Origin of the sequence: Pseudoxanthomonas suwonensis J47 (assembly GCF_000513955.1) — a bacterium.
GTDB classification, from domain to species: Bacteria; Pseudomonadota; Gammaproteobacteria; order Xanthomonadales; family Xanthomonadaceae; genus Pseudoxanthomonas; species Pseudoxanthomonas suwonensis_C.
The window spans coordinates 77443-95812 of the sequence record NZ_KI911329.1 but is presented as its reverse complement, the minus strand read 5'-3'; the positions used below and the strand labels follow the sequence as shown (position 1 = coordinate 95812).

Sequence of the window (18370 nt, the reverse complement as noted above, 5' to 3'; positions counted from 1 at the left end):
AGCCCGCTGTCGCGCTCGGCCCGCCGAACCCATGTCCGCAGCGTCTCCGCCTTGCAGCCGATCTTCCCGGCCACCGACGTAATCGCCGCCCACTGGGAGCTGTGCTCGCCCTGGTGGTCCAGGACCATCCGCACCGCCCGCTCACGCACCTCGGGTGCGTACCTCGTCAATTTGTTGCTCATGGCTCCATCCTCTCAAGGTTTGGAGCCTCCGGGAAAGACGGGGCGATTCACCTTTCGTGTCGAAGGCCGAACGGTCAAGGCGCTGGCGGACCTATGCCAAGAGCGTGGTGGGGCGTTCCTCTTGGAGACTACGCAGGCCGACTATCGGAGCCTCAACCGGGCGCTCCAAGCCCATGGCCTGTCCTGCTATTCCCTGCGCCATGCAGTGGGCAGCGACTTGAAGGGGGCGATTGCCAGCGGACAACTGACTCCGGAGAAGGCAGCACAGGCCATGGGCCACCGTTCAACGGAGCCTGACCTACTACGGAACCCGCAGGGCTGGCCGGAAGAGCTGTATCGTCAGCGCGAAGGCCACGACGGCACCCAAGGCGCGAGCCGTGACGCGTCCGCAGCGCACCAAGCCCAGAGCAAAGGCAAAAGCCGAGTTGGAGGGGGCAAAGCCGCAAGCCGCGCCGCGCGCGGCCCGCCCCTCCGCTTGGGGTCTGACCCCGCTGCGGCAAGGGCTCCGGCCACAAATGGGGAGCTTGTCGGGAGGCAAGAATTAGGCTTCAATCCGTCGAATCAACGCCAAGGGGAAGGCAATGAACACCACCGCCATCAGAAATGCAGCCGTCGGGCTGCTTGTCACTGCGCTTACTGCTTGCGCGTCATCGTCCGTGCTGGTTGGCAATTCCAGGCCTCCTATTGACCCAGAACAGGTGAGGATCTATCTCGAACCGCCGGCCGGATATGAAACCGTTGCATTGCTTGAAGCCTCTGACCTCGGGGCTAACGGATTTTCAGCCCAAAGCCGGATGAACAAGGTCATGGGACGATTGAAGGACGAAGCGGCCGAACTGGGCGCCAATGGCATCCTCCTTCAAGGGATCGATACCCAATACACGGGTTCGGTAAACAGTGGCTACGCCAACGCCACTGCATACGGAAACTCCGCTTACGCAACTGGCGTGGGTTACTCCGCCGCGCAGTTCAGCAAGGTGGGCCGCGCGATCGCCATCTATGTCCCGAACCCCGCGCCTACGGGTGCCTCTGTCCAGCCTGTTGCAGAGCCGCAGGTTAGTCAGCCGGTCGTGGCTCCGCAGCCGCAGGCAGTGACCCCTGCCGCCACTCCGGCTGCGGCCCCCAATCCTCCTGCTGGCAACTCAAATTGGCGAAAGTGGGGGCAGAAGAGCGATTGAGTTGGCAGCCTAGCCCCTGCCGCCCCCTGCCCTATACTGGGGACACTACCAAGGACACACCTCGGTTTGTGTTTTTCGAGTGGATATAGGGGGTTAGGGCAAGGTCTGCCGTGTCCCCCTCTCTCCGCCAGTTGCGCAAAAGAAAAGGGGCCCCGTGAGGGGCCCCTTTTGCGCAACTGGCGGAGAGAGGGGATCTGATGAGAACCCCAACGGGTTCGACCACCCGCGCAGCGGGTGGCGCGAGGCGCAAAGCGCCTCGCAATCCCCCTCCCCTCAGCAGCGCAGCGGGTGGGCACGACGGCGAAGCCGTCGCATGGCCGCAGTTCCCAACCTCACAGGCGCCCCCGTGCTTCCCACCCGCCGCGCACTGCTCGTCATCGACGTGCAGAACGAGTACTTCGACGGCAACCTGCCGATCGAGTACCCGGACCGCCAGGCCAGCCTGGCCAACATCCTCGCCACCATCCATGCCGCCCACGAGGCCGGCGTGCCAGTGGTGCTGGTGCAGAACATCGCCACGCCCGGCACGCCGCTGTTCGCCGAAGGTTCGCACGGCGCCGGGCTGCATCCGGCGATTGCGGCCCAGCCCCGCGCCCTGCTGCTGCGCAAGGGCCTGCCCAGTGCCTTCGCCGAAACCGGCCTGCAAGCGTGGCTGACCCGGCACGCGGTCAATACCCTCTCGGTCGTCGGCTACATGACCCACAACTGCGTCGACGCCACCGTGCGCCACGCCGCCCACGCCGGCTACGAAGTGGAGGTGCTGGAAGACGCGACCGGCTCGGTGTCCTACGCGAACCGCGCAGGCCACGCCACGGCCGAGACCATCCACCGCACCTTCATGACGGTGATGCAGTCGCGCTTCGCCAACGTGGTCAGCACCGCGCAGTGGATCGATGCACTGCGCGGCACACCGCTGCCGCCGCGGGAGTCGATCCATTCGTCGAGCCAGGCGGCGCGGGCCCTGGACGGAGCAACGGCATGAGCGCGCCGCGGATCCCCGTGCCCGGCGATCGGTCCCTGCCGGGCACGTACATGCGCATGTTCGCGGCCACGTCGATCTGGGCGATCACCTTCCACGTGGGCTATTACGCGTCCCACCACGCCGATCCGCTCGGCGTGGCCTTCCTGTGCTTCCTGGTGGCCGGCATCACCCTGGCGCTGATCGCACGCCTGCGCGGGCAGTCGCTGCGGGTGACGCGCAAACAGCTGCCCCTGATCTTCTCGCTGGCGATTCCCGGCGTGGTCGCCTACACGCTGTTCTTCCTGGCCAGCGTGCAGACGATCTCCGGCAGCCGCGCCGCGCTGATCACCGCCGGCAGCCCGGTGCTGGTGGAACTGGCGGCGATCGTGCTGCTTGGCGCCACCGCCAGCGCGATGCGCTGGACCGGGATCGTGCTGGCGCTGCTCGGCACCGCGGTCGTCCTGACCGGTGGCAACCTGTTGTCCGCGGCCACCAGCGTGGGCCGCGGCGAGCTGTACGCGCTCGGCTGCATGGTCGGCTGGTCGATACATGTGTTCATGAGCCGGCGGATCGTGCCGGTGGGCCTCAACAGCCTGGTCGCGACCACCTGGTCGGTGCTGGTCGGCGCGGCGCTGCTGGCGGTGCCGCTGGCGCTGTCCGACAACCCGGCGCGCCTGCTGCATTACCCGGCCGGTGTATGGGCCTCGGTGCTGCATATGGCCTGGCTGGCGACGGCGCTGTCCTTCATCTGGTTCGCCGATGGCGTACGCATGATCGGTCCGACCCGCGCCTCGGTGTTCACCAACGTCGTCCCGGTGATGGCGGTGCTGTTCGGCGTCCTCGCCCTCGGCGAGCACCTGCACTGGTCGATGTTCGCCGGTGGCGCGCTGGTGGTCGCGGGCGTGTGGCTCACCAACCGTGCGGGAGCGTCGGCTCCCGCGCCCGCTCCAGCGCCGACGCCCTCCGCCGCGTGCAGCGGGCGTTCCTGCCACGCCTGAGGAATCCGCAGACACCCCGACGACGACCTGCGGCCGTGCCCGTGCAGGGCGCCTGGAAGTTCACCCGCCGCGACGGCTCCCCCCTCTGACCGGAGACACCCCATGACCGCGATCAACCGTTCCTGCCCACGCTCCGGCCGCCCGGTGGCCGAGGATTCCCTGACCACGTACCGCGGGAAGGTGGTCGGCTTCTGCAACCCCGGCTGCCGCGACGACTTCGCCGCGAACGTCGGAGACCGCCCGAAGGACCGGGCGTACTTCGATGCGCTGATCGCCGAGGACGCCGCGGCGGCGCCGGCTTCCTCCCGCGCGACATCGCCGGCCGGAACCGGCGAGGCGCTACCCGCCGATGCGCAGGTGCGTCCGCCGCTGCCGCCGTTCGACCTGGAAGGCGCGCTGCGCAAGGTGCGTGCCGCCGAGGACGCGTGGAATACCCGCGATCCGGCGCGCGTGGCGCTGGCCTATTCGGAGGACAGCCGCTGGCGCAACCGCTCCGAGTTCATCGCCGGTCGGACGCAGATCGAGGCGTTCCTGCGCCGCAAGTGGGCGCGCGAGCACGAGTACCGTTTGATCAAGGAGTACTGGGCGCATGCGGACAACCGCATCGCCGTGCGCTTCGCCTACGAGTGGCACGACGACGACGGCCAGTGGTTCCGCTCGTACGGGAACGAGAACTGGGAGTTCGACAGCCGTGGGCTGATGCGCGTGCGCCACGCCAGCATCAACGACGTGGCCGTCGACGAGGTCGAACGGGTGATGCGCTGGCAGGCTGGACCGCGGCCGCAGGACCATCCGGGGCTTTCGGAACTGGTGCTGTAGCGGACCGCGACCTGGCGGCACCTGCCCTGCAAACCGCGGCCGGAGTCGTGAATACGGCTTCAGCGACGTATGGACGAAGCGCCCGTCAGCGACGGGCGCTCTTCTTGCCGCTCTTGCCCCCGGCGGTGGCGCGGCTCTGCACGAACTCGGGGAAGGTATCGGCCAGCGAGTCCTTCTCCGGCAGGATGTAGAACACCCCGCCGCGCGCGAACACCGGTTCGATGACCTTCTCGTAGAACTCCGGCGCCACGTTGATGCAGCCGTGGGTAATGCGGTTGTCGTCCGGTTCGGGCGAAGCCAGGCGCTGCGGGCGGCGCTCGGAGCGCACGCCGGTGGCGGTGGGATGGATCGAGACGGCGGACTCGTAGTCCACCCAGAGCACGCGCCCGGCGTCGATCGACGGGCCGAAGCCGCCGATGAAGCGGCCGGCGGGCGTGGTGCGGTCGCGTCCGGGGATCTCGCGCAGCGCGAGGCCGGCGACACCCGGTGCGGTGTGGTCGCCGATCGCCGAGCCGAACAGCCCGGGCGCGGCGCCACGCGGACGGCCATCGCCGTCGAACACGAGGATCTGCGCCGCCGCCTTGTCCATGATCGCGAAGGGATAGCCTTCGGTATCGCGCGTAGCGACGATCCAGCCGGCCAGCTCGATCACCACGTCGGACACTTCCTGGTCCGGCGGAAGCAGGTCGACGGCGCTTTCGGACTGCGCGACGGGTTCCTGGTCGGCAGCGACGGCGGGGTTTGCGAACGCCAGCGCGCACAGCAGCGCGCCGAGGATCACGGGATGTTTGCTGGTACGGATGGTGCGAATCCTCGCAAGGAGCAATCAGGCAATGAGACCGGTGGCACGAGGCCACCGGGTCCCAGGTTCAAACCGTTCCTCACAACTCGTGCAGGACGATCAACCGCGCGGCTGGCGGGTCGGCGGAGCCGATTCCAGCTGCTGGACGCGGCTTTCCAGCTGGTTCAAGCGCTGGTTGGCCTGCTGCGCGGACTGGTTGGCCGCGTCAGCGCTCTGCGCCGCACCCTGCACGCGCGTGTCGAGCTGGTCGAGACGCGAGTTGATGCGGGCGAAGTCCTCGTCGTAGCTGGCACAGCTGGCAAGACCCAGGCCGGCGACAAGCGCCACGCCCAACGTACGCGCCATCACCACATGATGCTTGCTCATAAACCAATCCTCCTTCGTCTGGGGGCCTCGGAATATAGCGACCTTTCGGTCAATGTCATGAAGACGCCTTCAGCTGACATTGGTGTACATGGACGGAACGTGAAGACGCTCCGGAACCGGCCTGGAAAGGGTGTTGAATCCGCAATGAACCCTCCACCTTAATAGCGGAATTCCCTCACAATTCCGCGAATCCACGTTGCCGGGAAAATGGCGTGGCCGGACGTTGTCGTGGATGACGTCCTGGGACCGGGCTGATGGTCGAAGCCGGCGAAGGCGAACATCAGCCTGCCCGGATGGCTGCGTGTCACGAATGAGCTTCCCCGCCACCGGATGCGCGCCTCCTGCGCCGCATCCGCGAGCTCGCGCCGCGGGGAACCGTCAGTTCGACCTCGGTCCCGTTACCGGGTTCGCTCCAGACGTGCAGCTCCGCACCGATTTCCGCAGCGCGCTCACGCATGCCAGCCAGGCCCCAGTGGCCCACCCGTGCCCCCTGGCGACGGATGTCCTCTCCGATGCCGCAACCGTCATCGCGGAAGCGGAACACCATGCTGCCGCCTGCACTGGAGATCCCCACTTCGATGCGCGAGGCGTCGGCATGGCGGAATGCATTGGAGAGCGCTTCGCGGCCTATCCAGTAGATCTCGTCGCGCACGACCGCATCCAACGGGGCAGACCACCTTCGACGACCAGGTCGAATGTTGCCGGATGGGCCTGCGCGAGTTCGCGACCTATGCGGGTGAACGCCTCCGGAAGCCCCTCCTGGACGGATGTCTCCGCCAGGCGCAGGGAGCGCACCCGCTCCCGTCCTTCGGCGATGGCCTCCTCGCCCCGGTCCATCGCCCGCTCGAGCGCCTCCCGGGTCGGGTCGTCGCCGGGCAGCCGGCTCGCAACCGCCTGGAAGCGCAGCAACAGGCCCTGGAAACTCTGCAGAAGGGTATCGTGCAACTCCCGCGCGATGCGCTCGCGCTCGCGATGGCGCTCCTCGAAGCGCATGTGCAGGCGCTGGGATACGTGGCGCAGACGCAGGAGGTAGGCCACCCACACGAGAGCGCCCAGGGCCAATCCACACAGGGCGATGAACCACCACGTCTCGGTGAAGCGCGGCGCAACCGAGAAAGACAGTGCCGAGTTCGGGGCGCTCCACACGCCGCTCTCGTTGGCCTGACTCAGGATAGCTCAGGTCTACTGCTGCATGGCAGGCTCGGCGACAAGTTCGTCAACCACTACAGTTTCTATGCGGCCTTCTCGACCGACGAGGAGTTCCGGATCGTTACTGCAGGAAAGGCCCTGGGCACACTGCCGATTTCCCAGATGCTGTGCGTAGGTCAGCGCATTCTCTTCGGCGGGCGCACCTGGCTTGTCGAAGACATTGATACCCCACACAAGACGATCCATGTCAGCCCGGGCAAGGGGGGCGCACCTCCGTCATTCAATGGCGGTAGCGGACGCGTCCATACACGCGTGCGCCAACGCATGCGGGAGTTGTATCTCGGTACCGGCCAGCTGCCCTTCCTCGACCCCACTGCGCAGAGGTTCCTGGATGAAGGCAGGAACACTTTCCGACGCTTCGTTTTGGATAAGGCTGCCATTCTGGATCAGGGTGAATACGCCGTGCTCACGACATGGCTAGGCGACTCGACCAACGAGGCGATAGCCTGCTTGTTGGCAAGTAGACGTATCCGGGCATACAGCGCTCGACTAGGCGTGGAGATCCGTAAGAAGGATATGTCGCTGGACGACCTTCACGATGTACTGGCTGACGTTGCTTCCGAGCCGGTCCCGCCAGTGGATGAGCTGCTGGCTCATGCCGATAACCTGGCCAAAGAAAAGTGGGATTGGCTCCTATCTCCACACTTGCTTCATATCACCTACGCAAGCTCGAACCTCAACCTGGCCGAGGCCCTGTCCTGGCTGAATCGAACATTTCGCTGACAAGACTGGTCTCCGGCGGGTAGCTACTGCTGCTCTTGGGTGGCGGACTACCCCTACCGCCCCCCGTTTGGCGTCGGCTGAATGAACCAAGACGGATAGCGCGTGTACACCCGGATGGGCTAGAATCCGCTCCGTTCCGGTGCGGCTTCCGCCCGCCGCACCACCTGCGACCCGCCTCCCGTGCCCGGCACGCCGCGGATCGCCAGATCTCCGGGCCGCGCGCTGCGCGGCCCGCGTCTATGGTGGCCCCGTCGGCCCCTCGCGACGCTAGGTCGAAAACCCCGCCAGGGCCGGAAGGCAGCAACGGTATCGATCGACGCGGGCGCCGAGGCAAGCCGGCGGGGCCGCCACCTTTTCAGTCCCTCGAAAAGCGCCAGCCTCCTGGCACGGCGGGGCCGTGGCGACGGCCCCTGCCATCTCGTCGACGGGTAAGTGCCTGGGGGCGCGGCAGCAACGGTATCGATCGACGCGGGCGCTGGGGCAAGCCCGCGGGGGCCGCCACCTTTTCAGACCCTCGAAAAGCGCCAACCTCCTGGCATGGCGGGGCCGTGGCGACGGCCCGCACCATCTCGTGAACGGGCAAGCACCGGGGGGCGGTATCGATCGACGCGGGCGCTGGGGCAAGCCGGCGGGGCCGCCACCTTTTCAGACTCCCGGGAAAGAGCGCCGCCCTTGGGCTTTGGCGACGCCCCGTCTCGAAACGGAGCGTCGGGCGCGCACGCCGTCAGGGCTCCCGCGGCGCCGGCCCGGCCACGATCCCCAGCGCGTCCGGCTCGTCGCCGGTCTGCCAGCGGTCGATGACGGCCCAGGTGGCGGTGTCGACCACGGCGATCTCGTTGCCGCCGCTGATCGCCACGTACGCACGCAGGCCGGACGGGTCGACGATGGCCCCGATCGGCAGCGCGGCGCGGCCGAGCATGGTCTCGCGGTACTCCGCCCGCGGGTCGGCCAGCTGCACGTTGGCCACCGGCCTGCGTGCGACCGCGTCGAACACCGACAGGGTGCCGGCGCGGGCATTGGTGACCAGCGCGTGGCGTCCGCTGGGGGTGAAGGCCACGCGGATCGGGAAGCCGGCGCTGTCGAGGGTGTCGAGCACGTCCAGGGTCCGCGGGTCGTGCACGGTCACCGTGCCCGCGGCGCGGTTGGTCACCCACACGGTGTGGTCGCGGGCCACGGCCACGCCTTCGGCGCCCGCCCCGGCCGGCTTTTCCAGCACCGCGCCGTCGAGCAGGTCCACGCGGACCAGGGTGCCGGCGGAAATCTTGGTGACGTACGCGATGCGCCCGTCGGCGGACAGCGCGACCATGTGCCCGGTGCCCGGGCCGATGTCATAGGCGCGCACCACCGCCCCGCCGCGCAGGTCCACGCGCAGCAGCGAATTGCTCGCCTCGGTGGTCACCAGCAGGTGGTGGCCATCCGGTTCGAAGCGGATCCCATGCGGGCGGCCGTGCTTGCCGAGGTCGACCTGGCGGATGCGCCTGCCGTCGCGGGTGTCGTAGACGCTGAGGGTGTGGCCGGGCGCCTGGTGGCCGTACTCGCTGACCACCGCCTGGCGGCCGTCGGGGCTGACCGCGATCTCGTGCGGGCCGGGACCGGTCTCGGCCTCGCCGATCTTCTTGCCGTCGTCGAGCGACAGGCGCCAGAGGGTGTTCGCGGACTTGTTGCCGACCAGCAGTTCGCCGGCGGCCGCCGGCAGCGCCAGCGAGGCGAGCAGCAGCGCCGGCAGCAATGCGCGGCGCCAGCGGGTCTGGTTCGAGGTCATGGGGTGTCCTCCCTGGGTGCGCTTCCTTCCGTAGTGGCGGCGACCGGGTGCAGCCACTGCCGGTCGCCATCAGCGTAGCGCTCGTGCTTCCAGATCGGCACGCGCGCCTTGACCTCGTCGATCACCCAGCGGCACGCGGCGAAGGCGGCATCGCGATGCCCGGCACCCACCCCGACCCAGACCGCCAGTTCGCCGATCGCCAGCTCACCGGTGCGGTGCACGCAATGCACGCCGGTGATGGCGAACCGCTGCGCCGCCTCCTCGACGATGCGCTGGCCCTCGGCTTCGGCCAGCGCGGCGTAGGCCTCGTACATCAGCCCGTGCACCGGGCGGCCGTCGTTGTGGTTGCGCACCCAGCCTTCGAAGCTGGCGTAGGCGCCGGCCGCGTCGTCGAGCAGGCGTTCGCGCAACGGCGCGACCGCGAAGGGTGCGGCGGCCAGTTCGAACTTCGCTTGCACCGCTGCCATCTCAGCCTCCGGACACCGGCGGGATGAAGGCGACCTCGCTGCCCTCGCGCGGCGCATCGCTCCAGCGCGCGAAGGCGCCGTCGACCGCCACGCGCAGGTGCTCGCGCGGCCAGCGCAGGCCGTGGCGCGCGGCCACTTCCTCATACAGCCCGGCCAGGTCCGGCGCGGCGCTGTCCACGGCCTCGCCGTCGATGCCGGTGGCCTCGCGCAGGCTGGCGAAATAGAGCAGCCGCAGCCGTGCCATCACCCTGCCCTCCCGAAATCGCGCTTGCCGCCGCGCTTGCCCAGCAGCTTCGCCGGGCCGAGCACGATCGCGTGCGACAGCGCCTTGCTCATGTCGTACACGGTCAGCGCCGCCACGGTGGCGCCGGTCAACGCCTCCATCTCCACGCCGGTGCGGGCGTTGGTGCGCGCGGTGCACTCGATGCGCAGTTCGCGCTCGCCGTGCCAGTCGATGGAGATCTTCAAGCCGTCCAGCGGCAGCGCGTGGCAGAACGGGATCAGTTCATGGGTACGCTTGGCCGCCATCGTCCCGGCGATCACCGCGGTCTCGACGATGCCGCCCTTGGATGCGCGCAGGCCGCTGGCGCGCAGCTGCGCGGCGACCTCGGCGGGAAAGCGCACCTTGCACTCGGCGGTAGCGGTGCGCGCGGTGGCGGCCTTGTGCGACACGTCGACCATGGCCGGCCGGCCGGCGTCGTCCAGGTGGGTCAGCTTGGCGGCGGGGGACTTGCGGGTGGCCAACTCAACCTCCGATCAGGTACATCTCGATGTGCTTGCGCGGCGCGGACGGGTTGCCGCGGATCTCGCTGTAGCGATCCGCGCGCCGCGACCACAAGCCTGCCAGGTGACCGAACAGCGCGGCCTCGCCCTGCGCCAGCGCCGGCTTCAGGTCGTGGTCCTGGTCGGTGAACAGGCAGGTATACAGCTGGCCGTCGGCGGAGACGCGGGCGCGGTGGCAGTCGCCACAGAACGGCGCGCTGACCGAGCTGACGAAGCCGACCTCGCCAGCGCCATCCGCGAACGCGTAGCGCTCGGCCACCTCGCCGCGATAGTGCGACTGCAGCGGGCGCAGCGGCCAGCGCGCGGCGATGCGGTCGCGCAGTTCGGCCGAGGTCACCACCTGCTCCTGGCGCCAGCCATTGCAGGTGCCCACGTCCATGTACTCGATGAAGCGCACCACGTGGCCGGTGCGGCGGAAGCGTTCGAGCAGCGGCAGCACCTGGTCCTCGTTGGCCCCGCGCTGGACCACGCAGTTGAGCTTCAGCGGGCCGAAGCCGGCCGCCTCGGCGGCGGCAATGCCCTCCAGCACCGGCCCGACCTCGCCGCGCCCGCCGGACATCGCGCGGAACACGTCCGGGTCCAGCGCGTCGAGGCTGACCGTGATCCGGTGCAGCCCGGCCTCGCGCAGCGCGCGCGCCTGCGCGGCCAGCAGCGAACCGTTGGTGGTCAGGGCCAGGTCGTCGATGCCGGGGATCCGCGCCAGGCGCGCGACCAGCTCCGGCAGGCGCTTGCGCAGCAGCGGTTCGCCGCCGGTCAGGCGCAGCTTGTGCACGCCGGCGGCGGCGAAGGCGCGCACCAGGGTCTCGATCTGGTCGAAGGACAGGCGCCCGGCTGCGTCGAGGCCGTGGTCGTCTGGGATGCGGTCGGCCGGCATGCAGTAGCCGCAGCGGAAATTGCAGGCGTCGATGACCGACAGGCGCAGGTCACGCAGGGGCCGGCCGAGGCGGTCCAGGAGCGGAGCCTGCGCCGGCCGTGCCAGGTTCATGGCGGCGAGGCCTGCATCGCGGTGGGTTCGGCCAGCCCGAGCAGCTCGCCCCTACGGGCGACGCGGTGGCCGCGCGCGGCCATCGCCGAAGCATCGGCGGCGCTGGCGTAGTGGTACAGCACCATGCGCTGGCGCAGCGCCTCCGGATACTCGCGCTCCAGGTCGTCCAGGCCGGTATGCGATGGATTGCCGTGCAGGCCGCAGTCGTGGGCGATCAGCTCGCCGGCATCGGCGTAGCGGGCCAGCATCTCCGGGATCGGACGGGTGTCGCCGGTCCACACCACGCTGCCGCGCAGGCGCAGGCCGAACGCGGTGTCCGGCCAGTGGTGGCGCACCGGGAACACCTCCAGGCGGATGCCGTCGTGCCAGAACGCCTCGCCCACCGGCACAAGCTGGAACGCGTCCCAGAAATTGGCGCCGCCTTCGGCCAGCACGTTCGGATAGTCGGCCACGCGCCGCTGCAGCAGCGGCACCACCGGCGCCGGCACGTACAGGCGCACGCGGCCGCGGCGCTGCGGATCGAAGTAGCTGGACACGAACAGCCGTTCCAGGCCGGCGACATGGTCCAGGTGCACGTGGGTGATGAACACCGCGTCCGGCAGCTGGCCGTACGCGGCCTCGAAGGCGGTCAGGCCTTCGGCGCCGCAGTCGATGGTCAGCCACGGCCGGCCGTCGCGCTCGAGGCTGGCCATCGCCGAGCCCAGCTCCACCGCCGACGCGTTGCCCACCCCGTGCAGCCGGAGCGACCAGGCGGCCATCAGCAGCCCCGCTTCCAGGACAGATCGTAGGCGCGGCGCAGGCGCGCGAAGTCGGCCTCGACCTCGGCGCTGGCGCGTTCGCCGCGCAGCTTCAGCAGCGAGCGCAGCAGCCGGCGCAGGTTGGCCTCGCGCCAGTGGGTGGCGGGGATGCGCATGCGGCCGCGGTCGAAGTCGATCAGCCAGCCGCGGCCGTTGCCGTCGAACAGCAGGTTGTGCGCGTTGAGGTCGGCGTGGTCCAGGCCTTCGCGGTGGAAGCGGGCGATCAGGCGCCCGGCCTCCTCCCACGGCGCGCCGCTGCCGGCGACCAGCGCGCGATCGGCCAGCGAGCGCACGTCGACCAGGCGCTCGAGCAGGATCGAGGCGCGGTAGGTGAACCCGTCGCGCACGTAGCTGGCGGCCAGCGGCGTCGGCAGCGGCAGGCCGCGGCCGAGCAGCTCGCGCATCAGCCGGAACTCGGCGAAGCTGCGGGTATGCGCGGCGCCGCGCCACAGGTAGCGGTCGCGGCTGAAGCGCGCGGCCATGCCGCCGCGCAGGTAGTGGCGCAGCACGCAGGCCCCGAACGGCGCGTCCACGAACCACGCACCGCCACGCCCGCCCGAGCCGACCGGGCGCGCGCGGTCGCCCCACGCCGCCGGCGAGAACAGTTCCGGGCCGGCTTGCCGCAGCCGCTGGCGGTCGAAGAGAATGGCCCCGTATCCGCTCTCCGCGCGGTACGGCGTCAAGGCTTCGCTGGCATCGAAGGCGACCATCCGCACGAGTCTAACAACACCCGCAAGCGATGCGCCCATCACTCTGCCTGCTGCGCCTGTCCGCCCTCGGCGACGTGACCCACGTCGTACCCCTCGTGCGCACCCTGCAACGCGCCTGGCCCGACGGTCCGCCGCTGCACTGGGTGATCGACCCGGCCGGCTTCCGCCTGCTCGAAGGGCTCGAAGGGGTGGTCTTCCACGTCTACAACAAGCGGACCGGCCTGGCCGGCATGCGCGAGCTGCGCCGGGCGCTGCCGGCGGAGGGCTTCGATGCCCTGCTGCACATGCAGCTGGCCGCACGCGCCAACCTGCTGTCGGCGTTCATCCCGGCGCGGCGGCGGATCGGCTACGACCGCACCCGCTCCAAGGAACTGCACGGGCTGTTCGTCAACGAACGCATCCCAGACCGCCCGGGCCTGCACGTGCTGGACGTGCTCGGCAGCTTCTGCGAGCCGCTGGGCCTGCGCCAGGACACGGTCACCTGGAACCTGCCGGTGCCCGAGGCGGCCCACGCATGGGCCCGCGAGCAGTGGCCGGACGACGGCACCCCGGTGCTGATGGTCTCGCCCTGCTCCAGCCACGCCCTGCGCAACTGGCGCGCCGAGCGCTACGCCGCCCTGGCCGACCATGCCGCCGCGCGCGGCTGGCGGATCGTGCTGTGCGGCGGCCGCAGCGAACTGGAGCGGCAGACCGCCGACGCCATCCTCGCCGGCATGCGCGCCCCGGTGCTGGACCTGGTCGGCAAGGACACGCTCAAGCAGCTGCCGGCCCTGCTCGCCCGCGCCGACCTGCTGGTCACCCCGGATTCCGGGCCGATGCACATCGCCAACGCGATGGGCACGAAGGTGCTGGGCCTGCACGCGGCCACCGACCCGGACCGCAGCGGCCCCTACTCGGACCGCCGCTACTGCGTGGACCGCTACGATGACGCCGCGCGCCGCTTCCTCGGCAAGCCCGCCGCTTCGCTGAAGTGGGGCACCAAGATCGAGCACGACGGCGTGATGGACCTGGTCACGGTGGAAGATGCGATCGAAGCCTTCGAGCGTTACCGCAACGACCACGGCGGCTGACCGGGACGGCGTTCCGTCCTGTTCCGGGAGGCCATGAGCGCGGCCGCCCCGCTGCCGTCGACGCCACACCGTCCGGCGCCTTCGGGCGCGGCGATCCTGTTCCTGTTCGTCCTGTCCGGCTTCTCCGGCCTGGTCTACCAGTCGCTGTGGACGCAGTACCTCGGCCTGGTGCTGGGCCATGCCGCCTATGCGCAGAGCCTGGTGCTGGCGATCTTCATGGGCGGCATGGCCGCCGGCGCGTGGCTGGCGGCGCGGCTGGGCACGCGCTGGACCCGGCTGCTGTTCGCCTACGCCATCGCCGAAGCGGCGATCGGCGTGCTCGGCCTGGCCTTCCATGCGCTGTTCCTCGGCTACGCCGGAATCTCCGGAGCAGTGCTGCCGGTACTGGGCGACGGCGTGGCCGGGCATGCCTTCCCCTGGCTCGGCGCGAGCCTGCTGATCCTGCCGGCGTGCCTGCTGCTGGGCGCGACCTTCCCGCTGCTGAGCGCCGGCTGGCTGCGCACCGCGCAGGCGCAGGACGCGCGCGTGCTCGGTGGCCTCTACGCGGCCAACAGCCTGGGCGCGGCGCTGGGCGCGCCGCTGGCGACCTTCCTGCTGCTGCCGCGGCTGGGCATGCCCGGGGCGATGACCGTGGCCGGCGTGGCCAACCTGGTGGTCGCGGCGGGTGCGTGCTGGCTGTCCTGGCGACATGAGGGGGACAGCGCCGGGTGGACATCCTGCGAACCGCCCTCGCCTCCGCCTGCCGCATCTGGAACACGCAGCGCGCCGGCACGCCCCGGCCTGGTGCGCGTGGTACTCGCCGTCGGCCTGTTCTCCGGCGCCTGTTCCTTCGTCTACGAGATCGGCTGGATCCGCCTGCTCAACCAGGCGCTGGGCACCACCGTGCACAGCTTCGAGCTGATGCTGGCCGCGTTCCTGCTCGGCCTGGCCTTCGGCGGCGCGTGGGTGCACCGGCGTGCGCCGCGGCTGCGCGATCCGCTGCAGGGCGCGGCGTTCGCGCAGGTGGCGATGGGCGTGGCGGCGATGCTGTCGCTGCTGGCCTTCGCCCAGTCCTTCGACTGGACCGCGGCGCTGGTGCAGTCGCTGGCGCGCACCGACGGCGGCTACCGGCTGTTCCTGCTCGGCAGCGGCGGCATCGCCATCGCGGTGATGCTGCCGGCGGCGTTCTTCGCCGGCACCACCCTGCCACTGTTCACCCTGGTGCTGCTGCGCAGCGGCGCCGGCGAAGCCTCGATCGGGCGGCTGTACGCGGCGAACACCGCCGGCGCGATCGCCGGCGTGCTGCTGGCGGTGCACGTGCTGGTGCCGCTGCTGGGCGTGCGCGGCGCGGTGCTGCTGGCCGCGGCCGGCGACGTGGCGCTGGGCTTCTGGCTGTACGCGCAGCTGCGCGGCGAGCTGTCGCCGGCGCGCATGGCGCTGCTGTCGCTGGGCAGCGTGGCGGCGCTGGCGGTGGCCCTGCAGTGGGGCCAGCCCGATCCGCGCGCGCAGCTGTCGGGCGTGTTCCGCACCGGTTTCGCCCAGCTGGATGCGTCGCTGGAAGTGCCGTTCCTGCGCGACGGCAAGACCGCGACCATCGGCGTGGCGCGTTCGCCGTCCACCGGCACGCTGTCGCTGATCACCAACGGCAAGTCCGACGGCGCGATGGCCGCCAGCCTCGATGCGCCGCCGGGCGGGGACGAACTGACCATGGTCAGCCTCGGCGCCCTGCCCCTGGCCCTGCATCCGCAGCCGCGCCAGGTCGGGGTGATCGGCTGGGGCCTGGGCATGTCGACCCACACCCTGCTCGGCAGCGACCAGGTCGAACGGGTGGAAACGGTGGAGATCGAACCGCTGGTGCACCGCGCCGGCGCGCAGCTGTTCGCCGCGCGTATCGGCCGCGCCCTGCACGATCCGCGCTCGCAGGTGCACTTCGACGACGCGCGCCGCTTCTACACCAGCGGGCGCCGGCGCTACGACGTGATCGTGTCCGAGCCGTCCAACCCCTGGGTCAGCGGCGTGGCCGGGCTGTTCACCAGCGAGTTCTACCGCTTCCTGCACGGGCACCTGGCCGACGACGGCCTGCTGGTGCAGTGGCTGCAGACCTACGAGATCGACGACGCGCTGCTGGCGCGGATCGTCGCCGCGCTGCGCGAAAACTTTACCGACGCGGCCGTGTACCTGGTGCAGGACAACGACCTGGTCGTGGTCGCCTGCCGTTCCACCTGCCCGCAAGCGGAAGCCGTGCGCCTGCGTGCCACCGAAGCGCTGGCCACCGAGACCGCGCGGGTCGGCCTGGCCGGCGACGCGGCGCTGCAGCTGCGCCGCCTCGGTGGCGCCGCCCTGCTCGATACCTACGTGCGCGCCCTGCAGGCCGAACCGCACAGCGATTTCCACCCGGTGGTGTCGCTACAGGCACCGCGCACCCGCTTCCGCCGCGACCGCGCCGACACCCTGCAGCGCCTGGCCGACAACGGCCTGCCGGTGCTCGACCTGATGGAAGGCCGGCAGCCGCCGCCGGCGTCGGAGGACATCCCGATCCTGCGCGGCCACAGCCTGCTGCAGGCCCGCGAGCGCGCCATCGCCCTGGCCGGCGCATTGCGCGAAGGCCAGCACATCAGCGAGCTGCGCCGGCGCGCCATCGACATGCCACCGGCGGAAACGGAACTGCAGGCCCTGCTCGCCCTGTCACGCGGCGCAGTCGACGACCCGGTGACCTGGGCGCATGCCGCCTCGTCCGTGGCCATGGCCACGCTCGGCCACCTGCCGCCGCAAGACCTCGGAGGCGTGTGGCTGCAGCCGGCCTGGATCGATGCGTCGATCCAGCCACTGGCGGTGCGGGCGATGCTGGAGCTGTATGCCGCGGCGGCTGCGCGCAACGCGCCGGAAATGCTGCGCGCCGGCGAAGCCCTGCTGCAGTTGCCGCAGGCGCTGCCGGCGGAGGTGGAGGAACAGGCCCTGCTCATCGCCCAGCTCGGCGCGCTGGGCAGCGGACGGGCGCCGGAGGTGGAACGCCTGCACCAGGCCTATGGCGTGGCCATCCCGCACAGCGAGGGGCTGCGCATGGTCCGGCACATGGTCAGGATCCGCGCGCTGGAAGTGCGCGCGGGCGCGGCTCAGGGCGTGGAGCCGGTGCGGTAGTCCTGGTAGGACTTCTCCTCGACGTAGGCCGAGCCCAGCGCCAGGTTGATCTCCTTCTTCACCCGTGCGCGCTCGTCGTTCTCGAAGTACACGCTGCGCGCCAGGCGCACGAACTCCTCGTCGAACTCCTGCGCCTTCTCCTTGACCCGGATGTCGTCCTCGATGTCCCACAGGCGCTCGTTGACCGCCTTCAGCTGCGCGCGCAGCTGGGCGATGTCCTTGCCGGCGGCCGGGTGCTGCATCCAGGTGTGCTCCAGCGCGGACAGCTCCTTGCGCACGTTGGCCAGCTTGGCGGGATCGGTCATGCGCTCGGACTTGATCTGCAGGATCGCGATCTTGTCGAGCAGCTCGCCGAAGGACACGGGGACCAGGATCTCGGACATCGGGGTGGCACCGGAGGGGAGAACAGGCCGCTAGTCTAGCCAACCGCCGCCGCCGCGGACCGGATGTTGTGCGGAGCGCGCCGGTTCCGTATCATGGCGGGCCCCGCGGACGGACCACGCCGCGCGGGCTTCCGGAAAGGTGGCAGAGTGGTCGAATGCGCCGGATTCGAAATCCGGTGTACCGGTCTCCGGTACCGTGGGTTCGAATCCCACCCTTTCCGCCAGATACAGAAAAAGACGGGCTCCGGCCCGTCTTTTTCTTTGTCCGCGCCCGGCGCCGCCGGCATGGCCCACCGCCCCGGTCCAATCCGTTTTATCCTGCTGACAGCGAATCCACGCGGGCGCCATGATCGAATTCGGACACCTCACCCATGTCGGCCTGCGCCGGCAGCTGAACGAGGACACGTACTACGGCGACGGTGAGCTGGGCCTGTGGCTGGTGGCCGATGGCATGGGCGGCCATGCCTGCGGCGAGGTGGCCAGCGCGCTGGCCCGCGAGACCATCGTCCGCGAGGTCCGCAGCGGCACCCCGCTGGTCCAGGCGATCCGCATCGCCGACGAGGAGATCATCCGCGTCTCCCGCCGCCGCAACGACGCCCTGCCGATGGGCACCACCGTGGTCGCCGCGCGCGTCCAGGGCGCCCGCTTCGAGGTGGCCTGGGTCGGCGACAGCCGCGCCTACCTGTGGCAGGACGGGCGCCTGGCCCAGCTGAGCCAGGACCACAGCTACGTCCAGGACCTGGTCGACCAGGGCACGCTGACCCCCGAACAGGCCCGGTCGCACCCGCACCGCAACGTGGTGACCCAGGCACTGGGCGTGACCGATCCGAACCACCTGAACGTGTCGCTGATGGCCGGCGAACTGCGCCCGGGCATGCAGCTGCTGCTGTGCAGCGACGGCCTCACCGAGGAAGTGGACGACGGCCGCATCGCCGAGACCCTCGCCGGCCAGGACTGCAGCGCGCAGGAATGCGTGGACACGCTGGTGGCCGCCGCGCTCGACGGCGGTGGTTCGGACAACGTCACCGCGGTGCTGGTGCGCTGCCAGTAACGGCAGC

Annotated in this window: 21 protein-coding genes, 1 tRNA gene and 1 other RNA gene; 10 read left to right on the top strand and 13 right to left on the bottom strand. The window is 70.2% G+C overall.

Annotated elements, in window-relative coordinates; genetic code table 11:
• Positions 1–182, bottom strand: a 182-nt coding sequence (locus tag M503_RS16510; RefSeq protein WP_037061417.1) for a transposase, incomplete at its 3' end; no start/stop codon positions are given.
• A gap of 581 nt (positions 183–763) precedes the next feature.
• Between M503_RS16510 and M503_RS17515 the strand changes: the two genes are divergently transcribed.
• The 4 genes from M503_RS17515 to M503_RS17205 all read left to right on the top strand — a co-directional run bounded on the left by M503_RS17515 (position 764) and on the right by M503_RS17205 (position 4138).
• Complete coding sequence (locus M503_RS17515; protein WP_155952070.1) at positions 764–1360, top strand: hypothetical protein; 597 nt, start codon at positions 764–766, stop codon at positions 1358–1360.
• A gap of 313 nt (positions 1361–1673) precedes the next feature.
• Positions 1674–2342, top strand: coding sequence for a cysteine hydrolase family protein (locus tag M503_RS0113105; RefSeq protein ID WP_051414613.1), 669 nt, complete (start codon positions 1674–1676; stop codon positions 2340–2342).
• Positions 2339–3319, top strand: a complete 981-nt coding sequence (locus tag M503_RS0113100) for a DMT family transporter (protein WP_081721048.1) — start codon at positions 2339–2341, stop codon at positions 3317–3319. Before M503_RS0113105 ends, M503_RS0113100 begins: the two co-directional genes overlap by 4 nt.
• Before the next feature lie 357 nt (positions 3320–3676).
• A complete protein-coding gene (locus M503_RS17205) occupies positions 3677–4138 on the top strand; it encodes a DUF1348 family protein (protein WP_028919646.1) in 462 nt (153 codons plus the stop codon).
• A gap of 85 nt (positions 4139–4223) precedes the next feature.
• Here M503_RS17205 and M503_RS0113090 read toward each other — a convergent pair whose 3' ends face one another.
• The 4 genes from M503_RS0113090 to M503_RS18005 all read right to left on the bottom strand — a co-directional run bounded on the left by M503_RS0113090 (position 4224) and on the right by M503_RS18005 (position 6299).
• Positions 4224–4919 carry a L,D-transpeptidase family protein gene (locus tag M503_RS0113090; protein WP_028919647.1) on the bottom strand — a complete coding sequence of 232 codons (696 nt, stop codon included), beginning with the start codon at positions 4917–4919 and terminating at the stop codon, positions 4224–4226.
• Between the two features lie 120 nt (positions 4920–5039).
• Positions 5040–5306, bottom strand: coding sequence for a membrane protein (locus tag M503_RS0113085; protein ID WP_024870206.1), 267 nt, complete (start codon positions 5304–5306; stop codon positions 5040–5042).
• Between the two features lie 304 nt (positions 5307–5610).
• Positions 5611–5958 (bottom strand): ATP-binding protein, encoded by a 348-nt coding sequence (locus M503_RS17200; RefSeq protein ID WP_197017230.1) that lies wholly within the window; start codon positions 5956–5958, stop codon positions 5611–5613.
• Positions 5934–6299, bottom strand: coding sequence for a histidine kinase (locus M503_RS18005; RefSeq protein ID WP_155952069.1), 366 nt, complete (start codon positions 6297–6299; stop codon positions 5934–5936). The genes M503_RS17200 and M503_RS18005 overlap by 25 nt, the downstream gene beginning before the upstream one ends.
• On the opposite strand from M503_RS18005, the gene M503_RS17510 reads away from it, so the two are divergent.
• Positions 6279–7238, top strand: coding sequence for a hypothetical protein (locus tag M503_RS17510; protein WP_155952068.1), 960 nt, complete (start codon positions 6279–6281; stop codon positions 7236–7238). The genes M503_RS18005 and M503_RS17510 overlap by 21 nt on opposite strands.
• A gap of 248 nt (positions 7239–7486) precedes the next feature.
• Positions 7487–7583: signal recognition particle sRNA small type (gene ffs / locus M503_RS17195), an RNA gene on the top strand.
• 379 nt (positions 7584–7962) lie between these two features.
• Here ffs and M503_RS16505 read toward each other — a convergent pair.
• Genes M503_RS16505 through M503_RS0113040 form a run of 7 tightly spaced genes read right to left on the bottom strand, consistent with a single transcriptional unit; the run spans position 7963 to position 12742 of the window.
• The gene (locus M503_RS16505) at positions 7963–9000 is read right to left on the bottom strand and encodes a gluconolaconase (protein WP_051414612.1); all 1038 of its coding nucleotides are present in this window, start codon (positions 8998–9000) and stop codon (positions 7963–7965) included.
• Positions 8997–9467 (bottom strand): molybdenum cofactor biosynthesis protein MoaE, encoded by a 471-nt coding sequence (locus M503_RS0113065; protein ID WP_028919649.1) that lies wholly within the window; start codon positions 9465–9467, stop codon positions 8997–8999. The genes M503_RS16505 and M503_RS0113065 overlap by 4 nt, the downstream gene beginning before the upstream one ends.
• A 1-nt stretch (position 9468) precedes the next feature.
• A complete protein-coding gene (locus M503_RS0113060) occupies positions 9469–9711 on the bottom strand; it encodes a MoaD/ThiS family protein (RefSeq protein ID WP_037061413.1) in 243 nt (80 codons plus the stop codon).
• Positions 9711–10211 carry a cyclic pyranopterin monophosphate synthase MoaC gene (moaC, locus tag M503_RS0113055; protein ID WP_028919651.1) on the bottom strand — a complete coding sequence of 167 codons (501 nt, stop codon included), beginning with the start codon at positions 10209–10211 and terminating at the stop codon, positions 9711–9713. The genes M503_RS0113060 and moaC overlap by 1 nt, the downstream gene beginning before the upstream one ends.
• A gap of 1 nt (position 10212) precedes the next feature.
• A complete protein-coding gene (gene moaA / locus M503_RS0113050; RefSeq protein WP_028919652.1) occupies positions 10213–11235 on the bottom strand; it encodes a GTP 3',8-cyclase MoaA in 1023 nt (340 codons plus the stop codon).
• Positions 11232–11993 (bottom strand): MBL fold metallo-hydrolase, encoded by a 762-nt coding sequence (locus M503_RS0113045; protein WP_028919653.1) that lies wholly within the window; start codon positions 11991–11993, stop codon positions 11232–11234. Before M503_RS0113045 ends, moaA begins: the two co-directional genes overlap by 4 nt.
• Complete coding sequence (locus tag M503_RS0113040) at positions 11993–12742, bottom strand: 3-deoxy-D-manno-octulosonic acid kinase (protein ID WP_028919654.1); 750 nt, start codon at positions 12740–12742, stop codon at positions 11993–11995. The genes M503_RS0113045 and M503_RS0113040 overlap by 1 nt, the downstream gene beginning before the upstream one ends.
• 29 nt (positions 12743–12771) lie before the next feature.
• Between M503_RS0113040 and M503_RS0113035 the strand changes: the two genes are divergently transcribed.
• Positions 12772–13812: a glycosyltransferase family 9 protein gene (locus M503_RS0113035; protein WP_028919655.1), complete on the top strand. Its 1041-nt coding sequence runs from the start codon at positions 12772–12774 to the stop codon at positions 13810–13812.
• Positions 13813–13845: 33 nt separating this feature from the next.
• On the top strand, positions 13846–16929 hold the full coding sequence (locus M503_RS0113030) for a spermidine synthase (RefSeq protein ID WP_051414610.1): 3084 nt from the start codon (positions 13846–13848) through the stop codon (positions 16927–16929).
• On the opposite strand, the gene M503_RS0113025 is transcribed toward M503_RS0113030, so the two are convergent.
• Positions 16905–17312 carry a DUF6165 family protein gene (locus tag M503_RS0113025; RefSeq protein ID WP_024870024.1) on the bottom strand — a complete coding sequence of 136 codons (408 nt, stop codon included), beginning with the start codon at positions 17310–17312 and terminating at the stop codon, positions 16905–16907. The genes M503_RS0113030 and M503_RS0113025 overlap by 25 nt on opposite strands.
• Positions 17313–17445: 133 nt before the next feature.
• On the opposite strand from M503_RS0113025, the gene M503_RS0113020 reads away from it, so the two are divergent.
• A tRNA-Ser gene (locus tag M503_RS0113020) sits at positions 17446–17536 on the top strand.
• A gap of 122 nt (positions 17537–17658) precedes the next feature.
• A complete protein-coding gene (locus M503_RS0113015) occupies positions 17659–18363 on the top strand; it encodes a PP2C family protein-serine/threonine phosphatase (protein WP_024870025.1) in 705 nt (234 codons plus the stop codon).
• The last annotated feature ends 7 nt before the right edge of the window (positions 18364–18370 follow it).